Genomic DNA, 24,251 nt, shown 5'->3' on the forward strand with positions numbered 1-24,251 from the left:
CAGTAGTGAAACGAAGCAGCGCCGATGGTAGTGTGGGGTCTCCCCATGTGAGAGTAGGACATCGCCAGGCTCTCATTGCTTATCTTGTTGATAGCTCGATGCTTTTGATATCTGCGATGCTCATGTATTGGCATACACTGCGCGTCTCGATTCAAAATCCTCATCGCATCAAACAAGATAATCTAATTAGAGCTTAATATTAGGCTTTAGTTAGCAAACATTTAAGCATCAAAGCAATGATATGTAAGACTTTGATGAGAAAGAAATACAAAGCCCTGACCTAACGGTCGGGGCTTTTTTGTATCTTTAATCTTTGATGAAAAACCAATAAAGCCCTGGCCTGACGGTCAGGGCTTTTTGTTGTAATGAGTCTTCAATGCAGACTTTAGTGATGATAAATGCGGTGATAATAAAGCGGCTAAAGGTAACCCGTTGCTCTGATCTTACTCACGTGTTTTATATGCGTGATAGACCGCGAAGCGTCGAGTCTTGGCGATCGATTCACACTGTCCGAGACTGTCTTTAATTATCGGCGGATAGCGTAAGAAACTATTGGCCACCACAATGAGCTGGCCACCTTTGGAGAGGTGAGAGGGGACGTTACGTAACAAAGACTCGGTTGGTGAGTAGCGTGTATCCAGTCCATCATGGAAAGGGGGATTACTAATGATAGTATTAAATGTCGCCTCAACACCATCAAGCATATCTGAAGGTAAAACTTGCCCATCTAAGCCGTTAGCGGCAAGTGTGGCTTTGCTTGATGCAATGGCGAGGTAATTAACATCCACAAGCGTCACTTGGCAATCAGGATAAGTAGCAAGGATATAGCTACCTATCACGCCTGCGCCGCAACCTACGTCTAATACGTTTCCTTTGATCGACGGAAGATGACGAAGCAACAACTCGGTACCGTCATCTAAACTTTTTTGGCTAAATACGCCGGGTAACGCACGAATGGTCAGTGACGTCTCGCCGAGGGTTAATGGGTAGTCAGTAAACCACGCTTCCAACGAAAAAGAGCTCGCAGGGGTGTGGCAGGTGCCGTAATACATACTGCAGCGCCGCGCAGCATCGTATTTGCTAATAGACCCGTAGGGAGCGAAGCGTTTTTCAATGCTTTTGATGCCACTACGGTTTTCACCCACTACCATCCAATCAACCTCTTTCCCCAATGCGTGTGTCAACATTGCGAGTAAGTAATCAGCTTCTGCTTTTGCTTTAGGCCAATAAAATAAGACCAGATCGATGGGATGATCGATATCGAGCGTCGCGCCTGCATGAACAGTAATCGACGCTTTTTTCTGGCGTGTGGCGAAACCGTGATGCGTCGTAAAGACAGTGACGCTTGCGGCACGTTGCGATAATTGTTGGACAAAGTCATCTTCGAGCTCTCCTGCCAACAGCAGGTGTTTATTATCAAACAACGGAAGGTGACGCTGAGCAATTTCACTGGGGGCCGTGAGGGTCATGATTGTTCTCTTTGCATTATCGACGGTAATAAAGCGCACCGAAATAACCTGGCGCGTCGGGAGTCGAATTTTCCCACAAAGCACGCACCAGGCCAATCTTTAACGGGTTAGGCGTTGTCTTGGCGATCAAGGAAGTGTGCAAACTCGAGCTCATACATCCGGAATAACACCAATGTTAATGAGAAAATAATCGGACCGTAAATTAACCCCATTAAGCCAAAGAGGTGCAAACCGCCCAACAATGAGAAAAAGATAAGCAGGGTGTTCATGCCAGAGTTTCCCTGCATCAAAAAAGGGCGAAGTAGATTATCAATGGAGCCGACAACCACAACGCTCCATACTAAAAGCGCGAGCGCCCACTGCCAGTCACCGATTACTGCGAGATATAGCACTGTTGGTAACCAGATAAGTGCTGTCCCTATCACAGGAATAAAAGAGGCAAAGGCCATCATGGTGCCCCAAAAAAGGGCCGGTAAGCCTACTGCCCACATCGCTAGTCCGCCTGCAGCACCTTGTGCTAAAGCAGTGAGGAATGAACCGAGAACAGCCGATTTGGCGACTTTCTCCACTTCATCAAGCAGTTGGTCTTCTTGGCTGCGTGACAAAGGGATAACATGACGCAGTGTTTGGATAATGTTGTCGTGATCGCGCAGTAAAAAGAACAGCACAAATAACATCAGCATAAAGGTGATAAAAAAGTTAGTGACATCGCCCAGTACCCCAGAGCTGAACTCAAGCATTTGACCGCTAAAAGAGGACATCCACGCGGCCAGTTTTTTAACCGTCTCTTGAGGGTCGATGACATCAAACGGTAGCCACTGATTGACAAAGTGTAAGGCTGATTGTGTCTGCGGGTTATTGATCAGTTGCCTGGCCCCGCCGTTATTGAGCCATTCATAGCTACGAGTGAAAAAGCTCACACCTTGATCGATGATCGCACCCGCCACGACAGTGAGTGGAATAAAGATGATAAAGGTGATCAGAATGCAAGATAAGACCGATGCAGTATTGGGTCGCTGACCAATCTTTTCTTCGATGCGTTTATGGACGGGGAAGAACAGCAACGACACGATAAAGGCGAGCACAATCGCACCAATATAGGGCTCGATCAAAAGGTAACAGGCGTAAACGGCGATAATAAGGGCCGCAATTAAGGTCCAATGCTTGGGCTCGACGCGAAATGACGGAGTCACAGAGATATCCTTTTTAGCTTGTTGAATGACTGGGCTCGCCTTATGTAACGGCGCCTAATTTATAGGCACCTTAACACATCGTTTGTTGCATTAGTCAGCTAAAAAAATGGCCAGCAGATCATTGAGAAATAATTTACCTTTTGGCGTGATTTGCCAATGGGTGCTTGTTTCTGTGATTAAGCCTTGCTCAGAAGCTTGAGAGATAGGCGCGGCGAGATGTGACAGCGGTAGCCCAGTGTGACTGACAAAATCAGCTTTGGGGCAGGGCTCGAGCAAGCGAAAACGGTTCATAAAAAACTCAAACGCAAGATCGGTATGTTTTACCCACTGGCTGTCGGTGAGGTAGGCTTTGTCTGGATCGAGGTAGCCACGTGGGTGTTTCACTTTGACGGTACGAAGTAAACGAGGTTGGTCATGCTCTAACAAGGTCAGTTTGCCATGTGCGCCGCAGCCAATTCCTAAATAATCCCCAAAACGCCAGTAGTTGAGGTTATGTGCACATTGGTGGCCTGGCAGGCTATAGGCGGAGGTCTCGTACTGCACATATCCCGCATCGGTCAGTCGTTGATGGCCTTGATCAAAGATGTCCCACAAGGTGTCTTCTTCTGGCAGAGTGGGCGGCTTAGAGTAAAACTGAGTATTAGGCTCGATAGTCAGTTGATACCAAGAAATATGCGGCGGCTTCAGTGCAATGGCTTGCTCCAAATCGCTGAGTGCTTCTTGTTCGGATTGATCGGGCAAACCATGCATCAGATCGAGATTAAAACTCGTCAGTCTCGCTTGGTGGGCAAGGTGAGCTGCCCGTTCTGCCTCTCCGGGGCCATGAATACGGCCTAGCCGGGTAAGCTTATCGGCAGAAAAGCTTTGTACGCCAATGGATATACGAGTCACGCCCGCTTGGCGATAGCCAATAAATTTATCCGCCTCGACGGTGCCCGGGTTGGCCTCCATGGTGACTTCCATATTGTTACTCGGGGTCAGTCGCGTATTGATCCCGGCGAGCAAACGCTCAATCTGAGCGGGCGACATCAGGCTGGGTGTGCCGCCACCGATAAAAATAGAGTGCAGTGGACGCGTGACTATTGAGGGATAAGCGGCCAGGTCGGTGTCGAGATCGTCGAGCAACGCATCGATATAATCGTCTTCTGGGATCGCGCCTTTTTGCGTGTGTGAGTTAAAGTCACAATACGGGCATTTTTGTACACACCACGGGATGTGTACATACAAACTTAATGGGATCATGGGTTATTGCGACGCTTTTAAGGCTTGAAATAGGGCGTTGAGGGCTTGACCGCGATGTGAGCGTTGTTTTTTCTCTGACGCAGGCATTTCGGCAGCGGTGCATTGCTGATCATGGGGCAAAAATACTGGATCGTAGCCAAAGCCGTTGTCACCTTGTGGTGCATGGGCAATTTGACCTTCCCAAACGCCATGACAGACCAATGGCGTCGGATCATTCGCGTGGCGCATGTACACCAATACGCAATGAAAACGTGCTTGGCGTGCATGGGTATCAGTATCATGCATTGCGTCGAGTAGCTTGGCGACATTATCGGCATCATTGGCGTCATCGCCAGCATAGCGAGCTGAATAGACGCCAGGTGCGCCTTTTAGCGCATCTACCTCAAGGCCTGAATCATCGGCGATGGCTGGAAGCCCGGTCAGTTTCGCCGCGTGGCGGGCTTTAATGATGGCATTTTCAATAAAAGTGGTCCCTGTTTCGTCAGCTTCTGTCACCGCAAAATCACTTTGCGGCAGAACCTCAAAACCAAATTCGCCGAGTAGCCCGGCCATTTCTTTTACTTTGCCTGCATTGCCGGTTGCCAGCACAACTTTATTCATGTCGGTTACCTATGTGTTTGTCACCCTGTTAAGGGGTATCGACGTAAAACGTGTAATTGTAGTCGAAGGAGGCACTGCGATTGCCCGCTGCGTTGAGATCAATCTGGAATTGATAGGTTTCCTCATCATCAGCGGCAAAGGTCGCAATGTAATAAATCGCGTCGCCTTCGCGGATCTCGGTAAAATCTAGCTCTCGACTGTTACCCACCAAGTTTTTGACTTGGCCTTGGACCTTGGCGGCAATCGCCGGTTTTCCAAGCTGCATGGTGTCGAGAACCGCGATATTAACCAACCCGCGATAGCCGCTGCGGGTAATATCATATTGCTTGGCGATGTCAGGGGTTAAAAACGTCGTTGATAAGGTGTTGTAGTGCACCTCTAATTCGCCGATTTCTTTAAACTGGCCCGCCCAAGCTGGAGTAATAAGCAAACTCAATACCATGCTGAGCGCTGCTATTATCTGACGCATAATCATTCCTTGTAATAAAGTAAGGTATCAATACATACGGGTGCCTGAGTACGATCCGCCGTACTGCTGAGGTACCCGTTAGCTTGAATTACTTGTGTGAGCGAATTCAATACGCCCTTGTGGGCTATTGACTTACAGCACCTACCAAACAGGCTTTCCTATATTGCTAGCCAATTAGCGGCTTGTTAGATAAGCTCTCAATGGATCTAGCCAATCAAGCCCTACCATATCGCCAATTAACATATTGATAAATTGCAGACCGATAAAGATCACCAAAATACTGAGATCCAGTCCACCGATAGGAGGGAGGATGCGACGCACTGGGGCGCAAACCGGTTCGGTTAATTGATGGAATACTTGCTCTACAGGGTTATTGCCTTGGCTTACCCAGCTGAGAATGGCACGTAGGATCAGCACCCAAAACAGCAGTTTACCGGCTGCTTTGATCAGCGCAATGGCAGGAAAGACGAACAGTCCTGAGTTGACTGTTAGTGCACCGCCTGTGATGATATCCAGTGCCACAAATTTAGCGACCATCAGCAGATAAGCAAAGAGTACGGTCGCGAGATCTAATCCACCGAGCGCGGGAACCATCCGGCGCAGTGGACCCACAACAGGCTGGGTCGCCTTCACCACAAATTGAGAGAACGGGTTATAAAAATCGGCCCGAGACCATTGTAGCCATATACGGAGTAACACCACCATGATGTAAAGATCAAACGCGGTGTTGATCAGAAAGGTCATTGCATTCATATCGTCGCCTTAGTGATTAAAATTCTTGTTCCATTTGCTCAGCACGGCTCACCGCCGCCTGCATGGCCTGTGCGACTATGTCGCTAATATTGTGCTGCTCGAATACTTGCAACGCTTCTGCGGTGGTTCCTCCTTTTGAAGTCACCTGCTCGCGTAGTTCTCCAAGCGTGGTGTCTGGGTTCGCGGCCACCATTTCTGCCGCTCCCAGTGCGGCTTGTTGTACCAACGCCCTTGCTTGCTGGTCAGTAAAACCTTGGCGAATGGCTTCTTGCTGCATGGCTTCCATAAAGCGGAAAAAATAGGCCGGCGCACTGCCTGCAGCCGCAATCACACCATTGATACTCGCCTCATTATCGACCCAGCAGACTTCACCCACCGCTTTCATCAGCGCGGAGGCATAGTCTTGATCACCCGTCGTCACACCCGGTGATGCGTACAGGCCGCTCATGCCTTTACCCACCAGCGAAGGTGTATTCGGCATCACGCGCACCAGATTAAGTGACGTACCAGCCATTTGATTAAGACGGGCAACATTGATGCCAGCCGCTATTGAGATCACCATTTTCGACGACCAATCGACCGCTGGCAAGTCGCTTAATACTTTTGCCATTAATTGGGGTTTTACCGCTAAAACGATCACTTCCGCTTGTTGGCAAGCAAGAAGGTTGTTTGTGGTGGTTTGGATCCCGTATTGCGTTGTCAGCACATCGTTAGGATGCGCGCTGGGTGACGCGGCTGTAATGGCTGAGGCGGGATATCCTGCATCCACGAGTCCGGCAATGATGGATCGAGCCATGTTGCCAGCCCCAATAAAGGTGAGAGGGCGATGTTCCATGTATTCGGTTCCTGTTGTTCTGATCATTCTGTGTCGGTGTCGTTAGCGATAATCACGTGCACCAAAAACGGCGGTGCCGATTCTTACCATGGTACTGCCACATGCAATGGCAGCTGCCATATCACCGCTCATACCCATCGATAAGGTATCAATAGTCGGCGTGTGTGCGTGGAGCGAATCAAACGCGGTCGCTAAAGGCTCAAACGCGGCACATTGGCGCTGATAATCTGTTTCCGGTTGAGGGATCGACATGAATCCTCGCACGGTGAGGTTGGGTAAAGCCCGCATTGATTCAATCAAATTCATGGCTTCATCCAGTGTTATGCCTGATTTAGACGCCTCACCGCTGGTATTCACTTGTACTAAAACGTTGAGTGGCGGCAAATGCGCGGGACGTTGCTCACTCAGACGTTTAGCAATTTTTAACCGATCGACTGAGTGGACCCAATCAAAGTGGCTGGCGATCAAGCGCGTTTTGTTCGACTGAATTGGACCAATAAAGTGCCACTCAATCTTTGTGTTTGGGGCATGTGTGGCAAAGTGCTCCACTTTTTCAACGCCTTCCTGCACGTAGTTTTCGCCAAATGCGGTTTGACCTGCGGCCACGGCCTCTGCGATCGCCTCGACGGGTTTTGTTTTACTCACCGCAAGCAACTGCACCGAATGATCGGGTCGGCCGCATTTTTGGGTGGCGAGGTCTATTTGTTCCCTGACCTGTTCAATATTCTGCTTAATATTACACATACCTGATTCTACGAGGAAAATGAATGGAAATTACTGAGCTATTGGCCTTTAGTGTAAAGCATCGTGCGTCAGATCTACATCTTTCTGCGGGCGTGCCGCCTATGGTGCGGGTAGATGGCGATGTGCGCAAGCTCAGTCTACCTGCGCTCAATCATCAAGCGGTCGAGCAATTGATTATCGCTGTGATGAATCCCGAACAACGCCAAACGTTTGTAACCGAATGGGAGGTGGATTTTTCGTTTGAGCTGGCCTCGGTTGGCCGGTTTCGGGTGAACGCTTTTCATCAGCAACATGGGTGCGCGGCGGTGTTTCGGGTTATCCCAGAGGCGCTGCCAACCTTAGAAGTGTTAAACGCGCCTTCTGTCTTAACAGAGCTCGCGTCGCTCACTCAGGGGCTGGTACTCGTGACTGGGCCGACGGGATCGGGCAAATCAACGACGTTGGCAGCGATGGTTGATCATATTAATCGTCATCAACAAAAGCATATTCTTACTATTGAAGATCCGATCGAGTTCATTCACTCGCCGCAACAAAGCTTAGTGAATCAGCGGGAAGTGAATCGTGATACGCAATCCTTTCAGCAGGCGCTGCGTTCGGCCTTACGGGAGGATCCAGATGTGATTCTGGTCGGCGAGCTACGAGACTTAGAGACGATAAGCTTAGCATTGACGGCCGCAGAAACTGGCCATTTAGTCTTTGCCACGTTACATACCGCGAGTGCGGCGAAAAGCGTTGACCGGATTATCGATGTGTTTCCAGGGAGTGATAAGCCCTTGGTTCGCTCTATGTTGTCTGCCTCTTTGCAGGCGGTAGTATCGCAGCAGCTCGTCAAAAACACTCAGGGCCGACGGGTCGCTGCGTATGAAATTATGAAAGCCACCCCTGCGATTGCTAACCTTATCCGTGAAGACAAGGTGGCGCAGATGACCTCCATGATGCAAACAGGCGTCGCCCAGGGGATGCAAACTATGGAGCAGGCGATAACACGGCTGACCGACCAAGGGGTTATTCCGAGGCGTGAAACGGCTCAGCATATTGGCGCTCAAACCAGCTTTCAATAATCACAACGGCTGACTGGGCGTCAACAGCTCCCTTACCTAAGGCTTTGTAGCCGCCTTGTTCAAAAAGTGCTGCGCGGGCTTCGCGTGTTGATAGGCGCTCATCATGTAACGAGACCGGAAAACCAAAGCGCCCATGTAAGCGATTGGCAAATTTTTTCGCTCTGGGTGTAATGGTATCGAGAGGTTCACCTTGTAAATCTAATGGCAGCCCAACCACTAAATAATCAGGTTGCCATTCTTTTAATAGGGCATCAATGTCATCCCAGTTAGGAATACCATCGCGCGCTTTCAAAGCGCATAAAGGGCGAGCGGTGCCGGTTAACGACTGACCGATGGCAACGCCAATGCTTTTTACCCCGTAATCAAAACCCATCACGGTTTGTGCGTTCATGCGTGTCCTACTTGTGAAGAAAGGTTGGCGGCGTCAATGCCGAGTTGGTCGAGCGCTTTTTGCCAACGTTGGTGAACAGGGGTATCAAAAATTACGCTGGGATCGGCCTCCAGTGTGAGCCAACTATTTTCGGCTAACTCTTGTTCAAGCTGTCCGGCCTCCCAGCCTGCATAACCCAAGGCCACCAAAAATTGCTCTGGCTGTTGCTCGGTCCCGAGAATCGATAAGATATCTTTTGAGGTGGTCACGGCTAATTGATCCGATACGGGCACACTGGTGCCATACGAACAATTGGCCGGATGCAGCACAAATCCTCGATCTTCAGACACCGGCCCGCCAAATAAAACGGATTGGGTCAGACTTTCGGTTGTTTTGGAAAGCGGCACGTCGCGCTCTACCTCTATTTGGTCCAGCATTTTACCCACGGACAAGTTAATAGGGTGATTGATCATTAACCCCATGGCACCGTCATGATTATGCTCACACACGTAGATAACACCCTGTTGAAAACGGCTATCGGCCATGCTCGGCATTGCGATTAAAAAATGATTTTTCAGATCCATATCGCCGTCTCCTGTTCGTACGCTTACGTTGAGTATGCGCAAAAAATGTGTATTTAGACAATCATAGAGGCGCAATGCGCCTCATTTTTTATTGGCAGCGTTGGGCGATCGCTTCCATCAGGATGTCGCCTACGGAAATATCATACGCGGCGTCAATTTCACGAATACAGGTCGGACTGGTGACATTGATTTCTGTGAGCTTATCGCCGATCACATCGAGTCCAACGAAGATCAGCCCTTTTTCTTTCAATGTTGGTGCGATTGCACGTGCAATTGCCCAATCCGTCTCCGATAAAGGACGTGCTTCACCACGGCCACCGGCGGCGAGATTACCGCGCGTTTCACCTTTTGCTGGAATACGGGCCAGACAGTAGGGCACCGGTTCGCCGTCAACAATTAAGATGCGCTTATCACCATTGCTGATGTCAGGGACGAAGGTTTGTGCCATGCAAAAACGTTGGCCATGCTCAGTAAGGGTCTCAATGATCACACCAATATTCGGATCACCTTGTTTAACCCGGAAAATAGAGGCGCCCCCCATGCCATCGAGCGGCTTCAAAATAACATCACCGTGCTGGGCTTGGAATGCACGAATCTCGTCGGCACGTCGTGTCACCAAGGTGGTGGGTGTGTGTTCAGGGAACCAAGCGGTATAGAGTTTCTCGTTACAGTCACGGAGGCTTTGCGGTTTGTTCACAATTAAAACACCGGCTTCTTCTGCGCGCTCTAGCATGTAGGTCGCATAGATATACTCGGTATCAAAGGGGGGATCTTTTCGCATCAAGATCGCATCAAACGCGCGCAGCGGTAGGGTTTGTGTTTGGTGCACTTGATACCAATTGTTAGGATCATCCATGACACTCACTGTTTGGGTGCGAGCACTCGGTTCACCCTGCAGCATCGACATATCATTCATCGAAATAGTATGTATTTCCCAGCCGCGTTGTTGTGCCGCCAACATCATGGCAAACGTGGAGTCTTTTTTTACACTGATGGCCTCAATGGGATCCATCACTACACCTATTTTCATCATGTCTCTCCTGTTTGCCGTTAACCCAGGTCGCCAAAACGGACTTGTAGCGCGGTAATGGCTGTCAGCGCTGCCGTTTCTGTGCGTAAGACCCGAGGGCCCAATAAAATTTCTTCAAAACCACGATCACGTGTCATCGCTATTTCTTCTTCTGACAATCCGCCTTCTGGCCCAATCAGCAAACGTAGCTTAGAAGGGGCTTGAGGAAGTGTATTGAGGGAATACGGTGCGCGAGGATGAAGGTTGAGTTTCAGTCCATCAAATGCCTGTTGGCACCAAGTGTCTAGGTTGATCACGGGATTCACGGTGGGGACGATATTGCGCCCACTTTGTTCGCAGGCGCCAATGGCTATTTTTTGCCATTGTTGGCGTTTTTTCTCCAGTCGATCAGCATTGATCTTGACCCCACATCGCGCCGATAAAAGTGGCGTAATGGTATTTACCCCTAACTCAACCGATTTTTGTACGGTAAATTCCATTTTCTCACCACGAGAAATAACCTGTCCCAGTTCAAAATCTAGTGGCGATTCAACACCGACCTCTTCGCGGGCTGAGATGGTTGCGGTGACGTGTTTCTTACTGATTTGTGTCAAGGTCGCTGGAAATTGCGCCCCAGAACCATCAAAAAGCAGAATTGGTTGCTCTGCTTGCATTCTTAATACGCGGCCTAGATGATTTGCCGCTTCATCGCTTAAGGTCACCGTACCTTGAGATGGTAAAGGCGCCGGGTGATAAATTCGAGGAATTCGCATGGTGTTCGCTTTCCATTATCAATCAGCCTCCAGTGTAACATGGCTACCGGTGGCAATAGGTGATGTGTTAATCGGGAACGTGTCAATAATATGGGGACGGTGAACGGAAAAGCAAATAGCTAATGTTTTTCGCTGACCGGCGTCAGTATCTGTTGGCACTGTTTGCACCGATAGGTTGCCTGGCCGCGCAGAACTTTATGATGACGGCGTATCGTTAAGGCCACTGGCCCACAACGGCATTGGTACGAGAAGGTTTTCCCTTGCACCGCTGTGATATCAAGCTGGTGGGTCGTGTTTGCTGGAACATGAAACAAGTTAGTCATTAGGTCGCGCCATTCCGGACCATGAGGTTTGACACGCCCATGCAGCGCGAACGTGACTAAATGACAGACTTCATGCGGGATCACCTCATGAAAAAAAGCGTCGGCGTGTTGCTGGAGCAATACCGGATTAAACCGTAATCGCCATTCTGTCGGATGCGCGGTGCCTGCGGCGCGCCCTCGTAACGTAAAGCCAATTGTTGGATAAACCAGTTGGCGATCTAGTTGCCGATTGGCACGATCAATACAGGCGTGAACCTGGTCGGTGACCGATTGTATCAAGGTGTTAGACAGAGAAGGCATAGGTGTCGACTCACACTGCGATCAAAAAAGGGAAGCGAACGCTTCCCTTTGTAAAAAGCGAATCAGGCCAGATTAACCAAGCTTGGCAAATTCACGCAATAGGTCTGCTTTGTCGGTTTTCTCCCATGGGAAAATTTCACGACCAAAATGGCCATACGCAGCAGTTTGCTTATAAATAGGTTGCAGTAAGTCGAGCATTTCTTGTAGGCCATACGGACGTAGATCGAAGTGCTCACGAACAGCTTTAATAATCACCTCTGGCGCCACTTTTTCAGTGCCAAAGGTTTCGACCATGATAGACGTTGGCTCGGCCACACCAATGGCGTACGACAATTGAATCTCACAGCGGTCAGCAAGGCCAGCTGCGACGATGTTTTTCGCTACATAACGTGCGGCGTAGGCGGCAGAACGATCCACTTTTGATGGATCTTTGCCTGAGAATGCCCCGCCACCGTGACGGGCTGCGCCACCGTAGGTATCCACGATAATTTTACGGCCGGTTAAACCACAGTCTCCCATCGGGCCACCAATCACAAAGCGACCCGTTGGATTAATAAAGAATTTAGTCTCTTTGGTGAGCCATTCTGCAGGCAGAACCGGTTTGATAATTTCTTCCATGACCGCTTCGCGGAGATCGTCGGTTGAAATGCTGTCGCAATGCTGTGTTGACAGCACCACGGCGTCAATGCCCGCAATCTTGCCGTTGTCGTAGGCGAAAGTGACCTGGCTTTTTGCATCAGGACGTAGCCAATCTAAGGTGCCATCTTTACGCACTTGCGCTTGGCGCTCAACCAAACGGTGTGAGTAAGTAATAGGGGCTGGCATCAGTACATTGGTTTCATTGGTGGCAAAACCAAACATAATCCCTTGATCGCCGGCACCTTGATCTTTGGGATCAGCGCGGTCAACGCCTTGGTTTATATCAGGCGATTGCTTGCCAATGGTGTTCAATACTGCACAAGAATTGGCATCAAAACCCATATCGGAATGGACGTAACCAATATCGCGTACCGTTTGGCGAGTGAGCTCTTCAATATCAACCCAGGCTGAGGTCGTCACTTCCCCGCCTACCATGACCATTCCGGTCTTCACATAGGTTTCGCAGGCAACGCGCGCTTTGGGATCTTGCTCAAGAATGGCATCCAAGACCGCATCAGAAATCTGATCGGCGATTTTATCAGGATGGCCTTCAGAGACGGACTCTGAGGTAAACAGGTGCTTAGCCATGTGACACTCTCATTGGTTATCAAGAATACCGACGATACGTAGCGAGTTGTCTCGCCGATCATCTCAGATGTTTTAACTTCTAGACGTCTATTTTATTCGCAAATACGATAAACGCAAGTCAGTTAATGCATCAGGGGGCCTCTCTAGGTATAGCAAAGGCGAGCCGTATCGTATTGTTCTAGGTGACGGCTTGAGGCGAACTTGCGGGTTGCCAGTCGGTTGGAGCCGCTTCTTGCAGCCAATGTTTGAGTGACTCGACACGCAGAGGAAGGCGGCCAGCACTGCAATAAAGATGTAATGGAACCGGCGCTGAGTGCCATTGCGCTAAACACCGTATAATTTTATCAGGGTGGTGTTTCTGATAGCCAGCTGCACTCCAAGTCGGCAGAAGCCCGACACCTTGTCCATTTGCAATCGCATCTAACTGGATCGCTATCATGTCGCAATTGAAACGGCTAGGCATGGCGCTTAAATGATAGGTGTTATCGTGATTATGGAGCGTCAACCCTTGCCGCCGAAGGGCAAAAACATCCAGCCATGGATGGCCGTCCAAAGCGCTTGGATGCATAAAAGGGCCGTGTTGTGCCACGTAGTGTGGTGCAGCATAAATACCATATTGCCAAGTGCCTAGCTTATGAGCTCGACAGTTCATCGGCAGTATCATATCGCCCGCCCAAATAATCAGATCCGCAGACTGGATACGCGCTGGGCTGACGTCACTCGTTAATGTAATGGAAACCTTGGGGTGTTGCGCTAAAAAGGCATTTATCGATGGCCCTGCCCATCCACGCATCATGCCTGGGTGGCAAATCACGTCAATTGGCCCTTGAAGGTGATTATTTAACCCTTGGATCGCTTCTTCACTTTCCTCGACCAAATCGAGCATTTGTTGGCAGTAACGGGAGAATATCTCGCCTGCTTTGGTTAACACTAGCCGGTTTCCTTGCCGTTGTGTCAGTGACTGCCCCATATCTGTCTCGAGCTGCGCTAAACGACGACTGAGAGTTGATTTGGGCTGTCCCAGTGCTTTCGCGGCCGCCGTTAGGCTTTGATGTTGGCATAAAGCAACAAATGCACGAATAGAGGAGAAGTCCTGCATAATCGTCCTTTTTGATTCCGTTGAAAGTCCACACCTGTCGTTTGGTGACTATGACGTCGTTCTATCACTGGAACGAAGTGTTCCTGTTTTGCCACTAGTTGCCTTGACTTAGATGTGAATAATTATCAGTTAATAAACGATAATCATTATCACAGAATGGAGTTGATTATGTCCAGTTGTCTTCGTCCCTGCGTAGTTGGGATGGTATTAGCCGGTATCCCCTTAAGTGCCATTCATGCGGCTGAAGCGGTCGATCAAAATACTGAAACCATGGTCATCACGGCCTCAGGATTTGAGCAAGCCACAGCAAAGGCGCCAGCAAGTATCAGTGTGATTAGCCGTGACCAACTAGAAGGTCGTTATTATCGAGATGTCACGGATGCCTTAAAACGCATTCCTGGCGTGGTCGTGACAGGCGGTGGCGATACCACGGATATAAGCATTCGCGGTATGGGGTCAAAATATACCCTGATGCTGGTGGATGGAAAGCGTACCACCAGTCGTGAAACACGCCCAAATAGCGACGGACCCGGCATTGAGCAAGGTTGGCTGCCGCCTTTGCAAGCGATTGAGCGTATTGAGGTGATTCGCGGGCCGATGTCGACATTGTATGGCTCTGATGCCATTGGTGGGGTGATTAACATTATTACGCGTCGTAACCAGCAAGAGTGGCACGGTAATGTGCAGCTGAGTACGTTATTACAAGAAAAACGCGCATCAGGCGATGAACAAAGTGCCAACTTTTACCTTTCTGGCGCCCTAAGCGATAAGCTGGGTATGAAGGTATCGGGCCAAACGGTTCAACGTCAAGAAGACGACATTACTTTCGGTTACGAGGATAAATCTTTACGCAGCCTATCAACCTCGTTGACCTATGATGCCAGCGATTTTCAACAATGGACCCTGGACTTAGGCGCGAGCTCGCAAGAGCGCAATGGCCAAATGGGTAAAACCGTGCCGACCGAGGGTTGTCGAGGCGGTTGTGAAAACAGCAATAATGAATATCGGCGACAATCGGTAGCGCTCGGCCATGAAGGGCATTGGACGTGGGGCTGGTCAGACTCACACCTACAGCACGAGCAAAGCCGCAATAAAAGTCGTGAGATGACGATTAACAACACCGAGTTTAAAACCCGTCTGATCCGTGATTTTGACACACACACTTTGACGGTTGGCGGCTCGGTGACCCATGCCGAACTGGAAGACTTTTCCTCTAATCAAGCATCGAGCCAAACTGAAATTGACAATACTCAGGCCGCCTTGTTTGTGGAGGATGAATGGCGAGTGATTGACCCATTTAGCGTGACGCTAGGCCTACGTGTTGATCATGATGAAAACTATGATTATCACGCCAGTCCACGCCTGTATGGTGTTTATCAGCTCACCGATAGCTGGATAGTGAAGGGTGGGGTCGCGACCGGATTCCGTTCACCACAACTGCGAGAAATTGCGCCGAATTGGGCGCAAGTGAGTCGTGGCGGTAATATCTATGGTAACGCCGACCTGGAACCTGAAACGTCTGTGAACTCAGAAGTGAGTATTAACTATCAAGGCGACACCGGAGTCAGTGGCTCGTTAACAGTATTCCATAATGACTTTAAAGATAAGATCACCCGTGTGACCTGCCCGGCTTCCGTGTGTACCGACGGTCCCAATCGGTTTGGCTCAGATCCAACTTATCGAATCAATGTTGATGAAGCCGTTACCCAAGGCATAGAGGCCAATGTATCTGCTCCCGTGACTGACACCATTGATATCAGCGCCAGTTATACCTACACCGATTCGGAGCAGAAGACCGGTGCGTATAAAGGTCAACCTCTGAATCAAATTCCTCAGCAGCTCGCGTATGGCGAAGTAAACTGGCAAGCCACCGAGCGGTTGAGCCCTTGGGTCAGCGCGACCTACCGTGGCGAAGAAATGGATCCTGTTGAAGGTCCATCCTCTCGAAGCAATATAGAGCCGAGCTACACCTTGGTGGACGCTGGGATGAACTATCAGCTCAGCGACGCCATTGAGCTTCAAGGTGCGGTTTATAATCTATTAGACAAAGAACGTGATTATGAGGATTACGGCTATATCAGTGATGAGCGCCGATATTGGTTAGGCATGAATATCAGCTTCTAAGTCACAATAAAGGATGGTCTTGCTGCATCGATTGCAGCCGCCATCACACTGCCACGCCCGTCTCGGACTTTCACCGGACGGGCGTTTTTTTTACTACGCTTTGTTCTCAACTCGCGTGAGAAGACTCACACAATACGTGCGTCTTTTACGTGCTTGAGATACACTGTGTACCATCGTCAAACAAGCACCGATGGACATGGCACTCAGAGTCGCAATTAATGGATTTGGCCGCATAGGGCGCAGCGTATTGCGTGCCCTGTACGAGAGCGGTAAGCACGATCGCATTCAAGTGGTGGCGATTAATGAACTCGCCGAGCCGGAAGCGATGGCGCATCTGCTCCAGTATGACTCGAGCCACGGTCGATTCGGTTGGCCTGTTTCTTACAATCAAGAACATTTGTTTGTCGCCACCGACAGCATTCGCCTTCTTCACTTACCGGAATTACAACTGTTACCTTGGCGTGATCTTGATGTCGATATTGTCTTAGACTGTACGGGTAAATTTGGTACCCGTGAAGACGGCGAAGCACACATTGCCGCTGGCGCTAAAAAAGTCTTGTTTTCACACCCTGCGAGCCAAGATGTCGACCGAACCGTGATATATGGCGTCAATCACGAGGCATTGACGACAGACGATCGTATTGTCTCCAATGGCTCTTGTACCACAAACTGCATTGTGCCGGTGATTAAAGCGCTGGATGAGCACTTTGGTATTGAGTCTGGCACCATCACCACCATTCACTCTTCAATGAATGATCAGCAGGTGATCGATGCCTACCATTCCGATCTTCGTCGCACACGCACGGCTAGCCAGTCTATCATTCCTGTCGATACCAAATTACATGTTGGGATCGGTAGGATTTTTCCGAAATTTTCTGACAAGTTCGAAGCGATTTCTGTGCGTGTGCCGACGATAAACGTGACAGCTATGGATTTAAGTGTCACTGTACGTACTAAAGTGAAAGTTAATGACGTAAATCAAGCTCTGCAAACCGCATCTCGATGTACATTAGACGGTATACTGGATTATACCGAAGCGCCCTTGGTGTCGATAGACTTCAACCACGACTCACACAGTGCCATTGTCGATGGGTCGCAAACGCGGGTGAGTAATCATCAGCTGATAAAAACGTTGGTTTGGTGCGACAACGAGTGGGGCTTTGCCAACCGAATGTTGGATACCACCTTGGCGATGGCGCAATGAGCGCGTTAACGCAAGGGGGTCGCCCTGATTAAGTCAGTTTCAATTTGCAACCTTATAGAGAGGACCCTATGTCTGTAATTAAGATGACCGACTTAGATCTTGCCGGAAAGCGTGTCTTTATCCGTGCGGATCTGAACGTGCCGGTAAAAGACGGTAAAGTTACCTCTGACGCACGTATTTTGGCGTCATTGCCTACCATCAAACACTGCTTAGAAGCCGGTGCGAAAGTGATGGTGACCTCTCACTTGGGGCGTCCTGAAGAAGGACAACCTGAAGACCAATACTCACTGCAACCTGTCGTGAACTATCTTGACGACGCGCTAGACTGCAACGTTAGCCTGGCTAAAGATTACTTAGACGGTCTTGAACTGAACGCCGGTGAGCTCGTCGTGCTAGAAAACGTTCGCTTTAATAAAGGCGAGAAGAAGAACGACGAAGCACTGTCTAAAAAGTACGCCGCACTGTGCGATATTTTTGTGATGGACGCCTTTGGTACTGCGCACCGCGCGCAAGCATCAACCCATGGTGTGGGCACGCATGCACCGATCGCATGTGCCGGACCATTACTGGCGAACGAACTAGACGCGCTTGGTAAAGCAATGGATAACCCTGCTCGCCCAATGGTGGCGATTGTGGGTGGATCAAAAGTGTCGACCAAACTGACCGTTTTGAAATCACTGTCTACCGTTGCAGACCAACTGGTTGTCGGTGGTGGTATTGCCAACACCTTTATTGCAGCGGACGGCCACAATGTGGGCAAATCGCTTTATGAAGCAGATTTGGTGGATACGGCGAAATCTTTGATGGAAGAGTGCCATATCCCTGTTGCGACCGACGTTGCGTGTGCCAAAGCGTTTGATGAAAATGCAGAGGCTGAAATCAAGCGTGTTGAAGACGTGCAAGACGATGACATGATCTTCGACTTAGGGCCAGAATCTACCCAAGCACTGGCTGACATCTTGAAAAATGCCAAAACCATTCTTTGGAATGGCCCAGTGGGTGTTTTCGAGTTTAAGAACTTCGAAGCAGGCACTGCAGGGATTTCAAAAGCAATCGCTGAGTCTGAAGGCTTCTCGGTTGCAGGCGGTGGTGATACCTTGGCTGCAATTGATAAATTTGGCATTAAAGCCGATGTGTCTTACATCTCAACCGGCGGCGGCGCCTTCCTTGAGTTTGTTGAAGGCAAACCACTTCCAGCGGTAGAAATGCTGGAAGCGCGTGCGAAAGACGCATAAATCCGACGATAAAACGGGAGTGATGTCTCCCGTTTTTGCTTTCGTTTGACTACAATAGGCCGAGTCGTAAACGATTGCACCGTATTGATAAGGGTGCCGATGCGCATCTTTACTCAGTTCAGCAAAGACAACCCGATTTAATAGGACAAGAGCCATGTCTAAAGTTTTTGATTTTGTAAAACCTGGCGTTATCTCTGGCGATGATGTTCAGAAAGTATTTGAAGTTGCTAAAGAGAACAAGTTCGCGTTGCCAGCGGTTAACGTTGTAAACACTGACTCTATCAATGCTGTAATGGAAGCTGCGGCGAAAGTAAAAGCGCCAGTGGTTATTCAATTCTCTAACGGTGGTGCAGGCTTCTTCCCAGGCAAAGGCCTGAAGCTAGACGGTCAAGAAGCGCAAATTAAAGGCGCTGTTGCCGGTGCGAAATACGTTCACGCGATGGCTGAAGTGTATGGTGTGCCAGTGATTATGCATACTGACCACGCAGCGAAAAAACTGCTACCGTGGATCGACGGTCTGCTTGATGCCGGTGAAGCTTTCTTTAAAGAACACGGCAAGCCACTGTTCTCTTCTCACATGATTGACCTGTCTGAAGAGTCACTGGAAGAGAACATGGAAATCTGTGCCGAATACCTGGCGCGCATGGACAAAATGGGCATGACGCTGGAAATCGAACTGGGCATTACTGGTGGTGAAGAAGACGGCGTGGATAACAGCGATGTTGATACCGCTGACCTTTACACCAAGCCAGAAGAAGTGGCGTACGCATACGAAAAACTGTCTGCTGTAAGCCCTCGCTTCACCATTGCCGCTTCATTCGGTAACGTTCACGGTGTTTATAAGCCAGGTAACGTGGTACTTAAGCCAGAAATCCTACGTGAATCACAAGCTTACTGCTCAGAGAAATTTGGTCTACCGACCAATGGCCTAAACTTCGTCTTCCATGGCGGTTCGGGCTCTTCAGAAGCGCAGATTCAAGAGTCTATTGGCTATGGCGTGATCAAAATGAACATCGATACCGATACCCAGTGGGCAACATGGGATGGTATCCGTCAGTATTATCAAGACAACGAAGGTTATCTGCAAAGCCAAATCGGTAACCCGAAAGGTGATGATCAGCCAAACAAAAAATTCTACGATCCACGCGTATGGTTGCGTAAAGGTCAAGAATCAATGGTTGCACGTCTTGAGCAAGCCTTTAAAGATCTTAACGCGGTTGACGTACTGTAAGTTACAGTACTGATAGCACAAGAAGACATGAGCCCGCCATATTTGGCGGGCTTTTTTTATATATGGTGATGCCGCGTTCACTGAACGAAGACGCGAAGATAGACAGCGGAGGGTAAAAGCCTGTTACTATTAGGTTATGATTTATTCCAATCATAGAGGGAAAAAGGAATGAGTGAAGAGAACACGGTGGTAGAAGGGGCGAAGTGGGCACAAACATGGCTCACCAACAACCAAGATTTATTGATTCAATATGGGGTCAATATTGTCTCAGCATTATTGATTTTAGTGATCGGTAACATGGTGGTAAAAGGGCTCGCCAATTCCATGGCGGGAGTGATGCGCAAGCGTAATATGGACAATGCGGTGGTTGAGTTCATCCATGGCTTGGTTCGATACTTGCTTTTTATCATCGTGCTGATTGCGGCACTCAGCCGTGTTGGCGTACAAACCGCTTCTGTGATTGCGATTCTTGGTGCTGCTGGTTTAGCCGTCGGTTTGGCCTTACAAGGATCGTTAGCTAACTTTGCCGCTGGCGTCTTGATTGTGATGTTTCGCCCCTTTAAATCAGGGGATTATGTCGAGCTGGCAGGTGTTGCAGGCTCTGTCGAGTCGATACAAATTTTCTCTACCGTGCTGACTACCCCTGACAACAAAATGGTGGTGGTGCCGAATGGTTCAGTGATCAGCAGCCCTATCACTAACTATTCTAAGCATGCGACACGTCGCATTGATTTAACCATTGGTGTGGCGTACAGCGCGGATTTGAAGAAAACCAAAGCGGTGTTAACCGATATTGTGACGCAGCATCCGCTTATTCTAAAAGATCCTGAGCCTAATGTGGCGGTGATGACATTGGCCGACTCATCGGTGAACTTCGTCGTTCGACCTTGGGTGAAAACAGAAGATTACTGGAGTGTGTATTTTGAGCTCCTGCCGACCATCAAAGAAGCGCTGGACGCAAACGGTATTGAAATCCCTTTCCCGCAAATGAGTGTTCATTTCGAGCGCGGTGAGAGCCAAGCGTAAGCAGTCTATTGGTTTTCACTGGTATGGGTGCGGTAAGTGTGCCGCATCCATTCCCATGGCTTAACTGGCGAGCAAGCGTGCATAAAGACCGAACGCCAGTTTGCCGGCAACAAAGATCATCATACTGGCCATTAACAGGTCGAGTAATCGACGTATCGATGGCGTCGACAGCCAAGGCGATAAGCGGGCAGCTCCTGCGGATAAGCCATAAAACCATAAACATGACCCCATCAGCGCGCCGATCGTAAAGGCAATTCGCTCATCGAATGCAAACTGGCCGCCAATCGCCCCTAACACCACCACGGTATCAAGGTAAACATGCGGGTTAAGCAAGGTCACCGCAAGCGCACCAATGATCACTGCTCGGCGCCCGCGGCTCATGCTCGGTACTGTTAAGTCGTCTTCCTGATGTTGCTGACGCGCACTTTGTATAAACTGCCACGCATACACACTGAGAAACGCGATGCCAGCGATAGTTATCGTATTCAGCAATAAAGGATAGCTCGCTAATAAAGCGCCTCCACCGAAGATACCTGTCGAGATCAAGACAATATCGCAGACAAAGCAAATGGATGCAGTGATCATATGGTGTTCACGGCTGATCCCTTGGTTAATCACATAGGCGTTTTGCGCGCCAATGGGGATAATCATGGTGAGACTTAATCCTAAGCCTTGAAGTGCGACTAAAAAACTGCTCACGGTCTATTCCTTTTATCTCGTGTCATTCCCCTCACTTTAAGCAGAGCGACCCGGAAAGGGAACCGAATTTTCTTCATCATGTAACGGATACGGGGGCAAGAAGAGAAATTGCCGATCACACACAGGTTTGTGCCGAGTCATAAATGGCGTTGATCGGGTTTTAACATAAACTTGACCTAAGCGAGGGAGTCTTTCGCTGATAAAAGAGTCTGACCTGTAACCTCATGATATTTTGAATCCATAAAAGGAGAGATGATGCGTAAGTTTAAAGCAATAATATGGCTCACCGGCGCGTTGGTTATTTCCCCGGCGGTGATGGCCAACATCGATTTTCCTCATTTAGAGATCACAGGTGTTGGGGAAATCACGGCAGCGCCTGATATGGCCAATATTGATGTTGGCGTGGTCACTGAGCGAAAAACCGCCAAAGCAGCAAAAAGCGCATCAGATAAAGCGGTTGCTGCTTTTATCGAACGGCTGGCAAAACAAGGTGTGAAACGTGATCAGATAGAGAGCGCCCATATCCAGCTATCTCCACGTTATCAACACACAAAAGACAAAGCGCCTGAACTGATAGGTTATCGTGCCGAACGACAGGTGACGGTGACGCTAAATCAGCTAGACAAATTGAATGCAGTGCTAGATGGTGCGTTGGGGGAGGGGATCAACCGTATCCGACAGGTACAGCTAACCAGTAGCGAACAGTTGGCGCTTAAAGACAAGGCGCGCGAGGCTGCTGTTAACGACGCAAAAGATAAAGCAGATGCCTTGGCTAAAAGCCTGGGGATGCGCATTGATGGCGTTTGGCAAGTGCGCTACCGCTCAAGTCATCCGCGCCCGGTGATGATGAACGCACAAATGCGTAGTGACAGTGCTGAAGTGGCAGCGACCTATCAGGATGCGACTATGCAGATACGCGATCAAGTCGATATTATTTTTCGTTTAGAAGACTAAGCCTGTAATACGTAATGCGCACGGCATTACCGCTATACCCATAAAAAAGGGCGCCCTCTAAGGCGCCCTGTATTTTATCGCTTTAGGATGGATTACGCGGTTGGATTAATCGGCTTTCCATCTGCATCTGTTGCTTGGCTGTCCTGAGTACCATTGCGACGCGCCAAGCGCTGCTCCCAGTAGTCAGCATTTGTGATCCCCAGTTTGACGGGATCAAAGGTGTAAGTTTCAACCCCTTGGGCTTGCTGCTCTTCATAGTCTTTCAACGCCTTCATCGCCGGTTTGGACATGAAGAAGATGATGATGATACCGACAATGTTGAGCCAAGCCATTAAGCCAACGCCAGCGTCACCAAATGCCCAAGCGAGGTTAGCACTACGAACACAACCATAGAATACCGCGGACATCAGCACCAGTTTCAGTACAAACATCATACCAGGCACTTTAAACGTGCGACGTAGGTACGCAATGTTGGTTTCCGCAATGTAGTAGTAGGCAAGAATGGTAGTAAAGGCGAAGAAGAAAAGTGCAAACGCGATAAAGGGTTTGCCCAGTCCAGGCATCGCCGCTTCAATGGCAAGCTGAGTAAACTCAGGGCTATTGGCTGCCACCGATGAGGCTAAGTTTTGTACGATAAAGGCGTCACCGGCACCGTGCACATTGTAAGCACCGGTAATGATGATCATAAATGCGGTGGCTGAACAGACCAATAGCGTATCAATATACACGGAGAACGACTGCACCAAACCTTGCTGAGCTGGGTGCTCAACGTTCGCAGCAGCGGCGGCATGAGGGCCTGTTCCCTGACCGGCTTCGTTAGAGTAAACCCCACGTTTCACCCCCCAACCGATTGCTGCGCCAGCACCGGCCATTGGTGTGAAGGCATCGCCAACAATCATGGCAAACACGGTAGGTACTTCGCTGATGTTGAGCAAAATGATGACGAAGGCGATAATAATGTACGCCAGCGCCATAAATGGCACGACGATCTGGGTAAAGTGGGCGATACGCTTCACACCACCAAAAATAATGAAACCCAGTACGACAGAAATAAAGGCGCCGGTGATGATTTTAGACACCTCGAGTGCGCCAAACATGGCGGTATCAACCATAGCACCTGAGCCAAAGGCGGTTTCAACGGCATTACCAATGGCATTCGACTGTACGCCCGGCAACATGACGCCACAAGCGAGGAGTGTCGCGAGTGCAAAAAGAATGGCATACCATTTTTGCCCCATCGCTTTTTCAATATAATACGCTGGCCCACCGCGGAACTCACCGTTGTCTTCTTCTTTATAAATCTGCGCTAGGGTTGACTCGGTGAATGCCGTTGCTGCCCCTAAGAAGGCAACAACCCACATCCAAAAAACAGCGCCTGGACCGCCAAAACCGATCGCTGCTGCCACACCGGCAATATTACCGGTACCGACACGACCAGAAAGGGAAACGGCGAGCGCTTGGAATGAAGAGATCCCTTTTTCCGAACTTTTCCCAGAAAAAAGCAGTCGCCACATCTCGGAGAAATGACGGACTTGCACAAAACGTGTCAATATGGAGTAGAACAGTCCTGCACCTAGGCAGGTGTAGATCAGCACTGGGCTCCATATGATGCTATTTAAGAAATCGACAAACGATTGCATAGTGAGTTCCTTCTACTGTGTTTGCATCATGTTTTATTGTAATCGCGGCTAGCATCTTAAACTGATTTGCAGCTCAATTGTTAATAT

The 24,251-nt window shown here is 49.3% G+C and carries 25 protein-coding genes; 8 read left to right on the forward strand and 17 right to left on the reverse strand.

The window, feature by feature from the left end:
• On the forward strand, positions 1 to 197 hold a 197-nt coding region (locus tag BZG80_RS16030), incomplete at its 5' end, for a hypothetical protein (protein WP_206744403.1).
• Between the two features lie 246 nt (positions 198 to 443).
• Here BZG80_RS16030 and rsmC read toward each other — a convergent pair.
• From rsmC to BZG80_RS15790, 8 genes are all read right to left on the reverse strand, one after another.
• Positions 444 to 1,469 carry a 16S rRNA (guanine(1207)-N(2))-methyltransferase RsmC gene (gene rsmC / locus BZG80_RS11290; RefSeq protein WP_021024545.1) on the reverse strand — a complete coding sequence of 342 codons (1,026 nt, stop codon included), beginning with the start codon at positions 1,467 to 1,469 and terminating at the stop codon, positions 444 to 446.
• Between the two features lie 107 nt (positions 1,470 to 1,576).
• Positions 1,577 to 2,662 (reverse strand): AI-2E family transporter, encoded by a 1,086-nt coding sequence (locus tag BZG80_RS11295; protein ID WP_077679370.1) that lies wholly within the window; start codon positions 2,660 to 2,662, stop codon positions 1,577 to 1,579.
• 90 nt (positions 2,663 to 2,752) lie between these two features.
• Positions 2,753 to 3,904 carry a radical SAM family heme chaperone HemW gene (gene hemW, locus BZG80_RS11300; protein WP_077679371.1) on the reverse strand — a complete coding sequence of 384 codons (1,152 nt, stop codon included), beginning with the start codon at positions 3,902 to 3,904 and terminating at the stop codon, positions 2,753 to 2,755.
• A 3-nt stretch (positions 3,905 to 3,907) separates the two neighbouring features.
• Entirely contained in the window at positions 3,908 to 4,504 is a 597-nt protein-coding gene (gene rdgB / locus BZG80_RS11305) for an RdgB/HAM1 family non-canonical purine NTP pyrophosphatase (protein WP_077461755.1), read from the reverse strand.
• A 28-nt stretch (positions 4,505 to 4,532) separates the two neighbouring features.
• Positions 4,533 to 4,973, reverse strand: a complete 441-nt coding sequence (locus BZG80_RS11310) for a DUF4426 domain-containing protein (protein WP_077679372.1) — start codon at positions 4,971 to 4,973, stop codon at positions 4,533 to 4,535.
• A 174-nt stretch (positions 4,974 to 5,147) separates the two neighbouring features.
• Positions 5,148 to 5,726: a YggT family protein gene (locus BZG80_RS11315; RefSeq protein ID WP_077679373.1), complete on the reverse strand. Its 579-nt coding sequence runs from the start codon at positions 5,724 to 5,726 to the stop codon at positions 5,148 to 5,150.
• Between the two features lie 16 nt (positions 5,727 to 5,742).
• Positions 5,743 to 6,561, reverse strand: a complete 819-nt coding sequence (gene proC, locus BZG80_RS15785; protein WP_077461753.1) for a pyrroline-5-carboxylate reductase — start codon at positions 6,559 to 6,561, stop codon at positions 5,743 to 5,745.
• A gap of 42 nt (positions 6,562 to 6,603) precedes the next feature.
• A complete protein-coding gene (locus BZG80_RS15790; RefSeq protein WP_108744120.1) occupies positions 6,604 to 7,305 on the reverse strand; it encodes a YggS family pyridoxal phosphate-dependent enzyme in 702 nt (233 codons plus the stop codon).
• 23 nt (positions 7,306 to 7,328) lie between these two features.
• Here BZG80_RS15790 and BZG80_RS11325 point away from each other — a divergent pair, with 23 nt between their 5' ends.
• Positions 7,329 to 8,366 carry a type IV pilus twitching motility protein PilT gene (locus BZG80_RS11325; RefSeq protein ID WP_021024537.1) on the forward strand — a complete coding sequence of 346 codons (1,038 nt, stop codon included), beginning with the start codon at positions 7,329 to 7,331 and terminating at the stop codon, positions 8,364 to 8,366.
• Here the strand turns inward: BZG80_RS11325 and ruvX are convergent.
• The 7 genes from ruvX to BZG80_RS11360 form a co-directional block, all read right to left on the reverse strand.
• Positions 8,311 to 8,757 carry a Holliday junction resolvase RuvX gene (gene ruvX / locus BZG80_RS11330; RefSeq protein ID WP_021024536.1) on the reverse strand — a complete coding sequence of 149 codons (447 nt, stop codon included), beginning with the start codon at positions 8,755 to 8,757 and terminating at the stop codon, positions 8,311 to 8,313. The genes BZG80_RS11325 and ruvX overlap by 56 nt on opposite strands.
• Complete coding sequence (locus tag BZG80_RS11335; RefSeq protein WP_021024535.1) at positions 8,754 to 9,320, reverse strand: YqgE/AlgH family protein; 567 nt, start codon at positions 9,318 to 9,320, stop codon at positions 8,754 to 8,756. Before BZG80_RS11335 ends, ruvX begins: the two co-directional genes overlap by 4 nt.
• Positions 9,321 to 9,408: 88 nt before the next feature.
• On the reverse strand, positions 9,409 to 10,353 hold the full coding sequence (gene gshB, locus BZG80_RS11340) for a glutathione synthase (protein WP_077679374.1): 945 nt from the start codon (positions 10,351 to 10,353) through the stop codon (positions 9,409 to 9,411).
• Positions 10,354 to 10,370: 17 nt separating this feature from the next.
• Positions 10,371 to 11,102 carry a 16S rRNA (uracil(1498)-N(3))-methyltransferase gene (rsmE, locus tag BZG80_RS11345; protein ID WP_021024533.1) on the reverse strand — a complete coding sequence of 244 codons (732 nt, stop codon included), beginning with the start codon at positions 11,100 to 11,102 and terminating at the stop codon, positions 10,371 to 10,373.
• 119 nt (positions 11,103 to 11,221) lie between these two features.
• Entirely contained in the window at positions 11,222 to 11,725 is a 504-nt protein-coding gene (locus tag BZG80_RS11350) for a SprT family zinc-dependent metalloprotease (protein ID WP_077461749.1), read from the reverse strand.
• Positions 11,726 to 11,797: 72 nt separating this feature from the next.
• Positions 11,798 to 12,952: a methionine adenosyltransferase gene (gene metK, locus BZG80_RS11355; protein WP_077679375.1), complete on the reverse strand. Its 1,155-nt coding sequence runs from the start codon at positions 12,950 to 12,952 to the stop codon at positions 11,798 to 11,800.
• Positions 12,953 to 13,130: 178 nt separating this feature from the next.
• Entirely contained in the window at positions 13,131 to 14,051 is a 921-nt protein-coding gene (locus BZG80_RS11360; RefSeq protein ID WP_077679376.1) for a LysR family transcriptional regulator, read from the reverse strand.
• Between the two features lie 168 nt (positions 14,052 to 14,219).
• Here BZG80_RS11360 and BZG80_RS11365 point away from each other — a divergent pair, with 168 nt between their 5' ends.
• The 5 genes from BZG80_RS11365 to mscS all read left to right on the forward strand — a co-directional run bounded on the left by BZG80_RS11365 (position 14,220) and on the right by mscS (position 20,871).
• Positions 14,220 to 16,175: a ligand-gated channel protein gene (locus BZG80_RS11365; RefSeq protein WP_077679377.1), complete on the forward strand. Its 1,956-nt coding sequence runs from the start codon at positions 14,220 to 14,222 to the stop codon at positions 16,173 to 16,175.
• A 196-nt stretch (positions 16,176 to 16,371) separates the two neighbouring features.
• The gene (gene epd / locus BZG80_RS11370; RefSeq protein WP_025744720.1) at positions 16,372 to 17,379 is read left to right on the forward strand and encodes an erythrose-4-phosphate dehydrogenase; all 1,008 of its coding nucleotides are present in this window, start codon (positions 16,372 to 16,374) and stop codon (positions 17,377 to 17,379) included.
• Between the two features lie 68 nt (positions 17,380 to 17,447).
• Positions 17,448 to 18,614: a phosphoglycerate kinase gene (locus BZG80_RS11375; RefSeq protein ID WP_077461745.1), complete on the forward strand. Its 1,167-nt coding sequence runs from the start codon at positions 17,448 to 17,450 to the stop codon at positions 18,612 to 18,614.
• A gap of 154 nt (positions 18,615 to 18,768) precedes the next feature.
• Positions 18,769 to 19,845: a class II fructose-bisphosphate aldolase gene (fbaA, locus tag BZG80_RS11380; protein WP_021024526.1), complete on the forward strand. Its 1,077-nt coding sequence runs from the start codon at positions 18,769 to 18,771 to the stop codon at positions 19,843 to 19,845.
• 168 nt (positions 19,846 to 20,013) lie between these two features.
• Complete coding sequence (mscS, locus tag BZG80_RS11385; RefSeq protein ID WP_021023331.1) at positions 20,014 to 20,871, forward strand: small-conductance mechanosensitive channel MscS; 858 nt, start codon at positions 20,014 to 20,016, stop codon at positions 20,869 to 20,871.
• Positions 20,872 to 20,931: 60 nt separating this feature from the next.
• Here mscS and BZG80_RS11390 read toward each other — a convergent pair whose 3' ends face one another.
• Positions 20,932 to 21,522, reverse strand: coding sequence for a LysE/ArgO family amino acid transporter (locus BZG80_RS11390; protein ID WP_051109689.1), 591 nt, complete (start codon positions 21,520 to 21,522; stop codon positions 20,932 to 20,934).
• Positions 21,523 to 21,825: 303 nt separating this feature from the next.
• Here BZG80_RS11390 and BZG80_RS11395 point away from each other — a divergent pair, with 303 nt between their 5' ends.
• A complete protein-coding gene (locus tag BZG80_RS11395) occupies positions 21,826 to 22,524 on the forward strand; it encodes an oxidative stress defense protein (RefSeq protein ID WP_241824098.1) in 699 nt (232 codons plus the stop codon).
• Positions 22,525 to 22,616: 92 nt separating this feature from the next.
• Here the strand turns inward: BZG80_RS11395 and BZG80_RS11400 are convergent, their stop codons facing one another.
• Positions 22,617 to 24,164, reverse strand: a complete 1,548-nt coding sequence (locus BZG80_RS11400) for an alanine/glycine:cation symporter family protein (protein ID WP_077679378.1) — start codon at positions 24,162 to 24,164, stop codon at positions 22,617 to 22,619.
• Between the last annotated feature and the right edge of the window lie 87 nt (positions 24,165 to 24,251).

The sequence above is a fragment of the Salinivibrio sp. MA440 genome (assembly GCF_001996265.1).
Lineage (GTDB): Bacteria > Pseudomonadota > Gammaproteobacteria > Enterobacterales > Vibrionaceae > Salinivibrio > Salinivibrio costicola.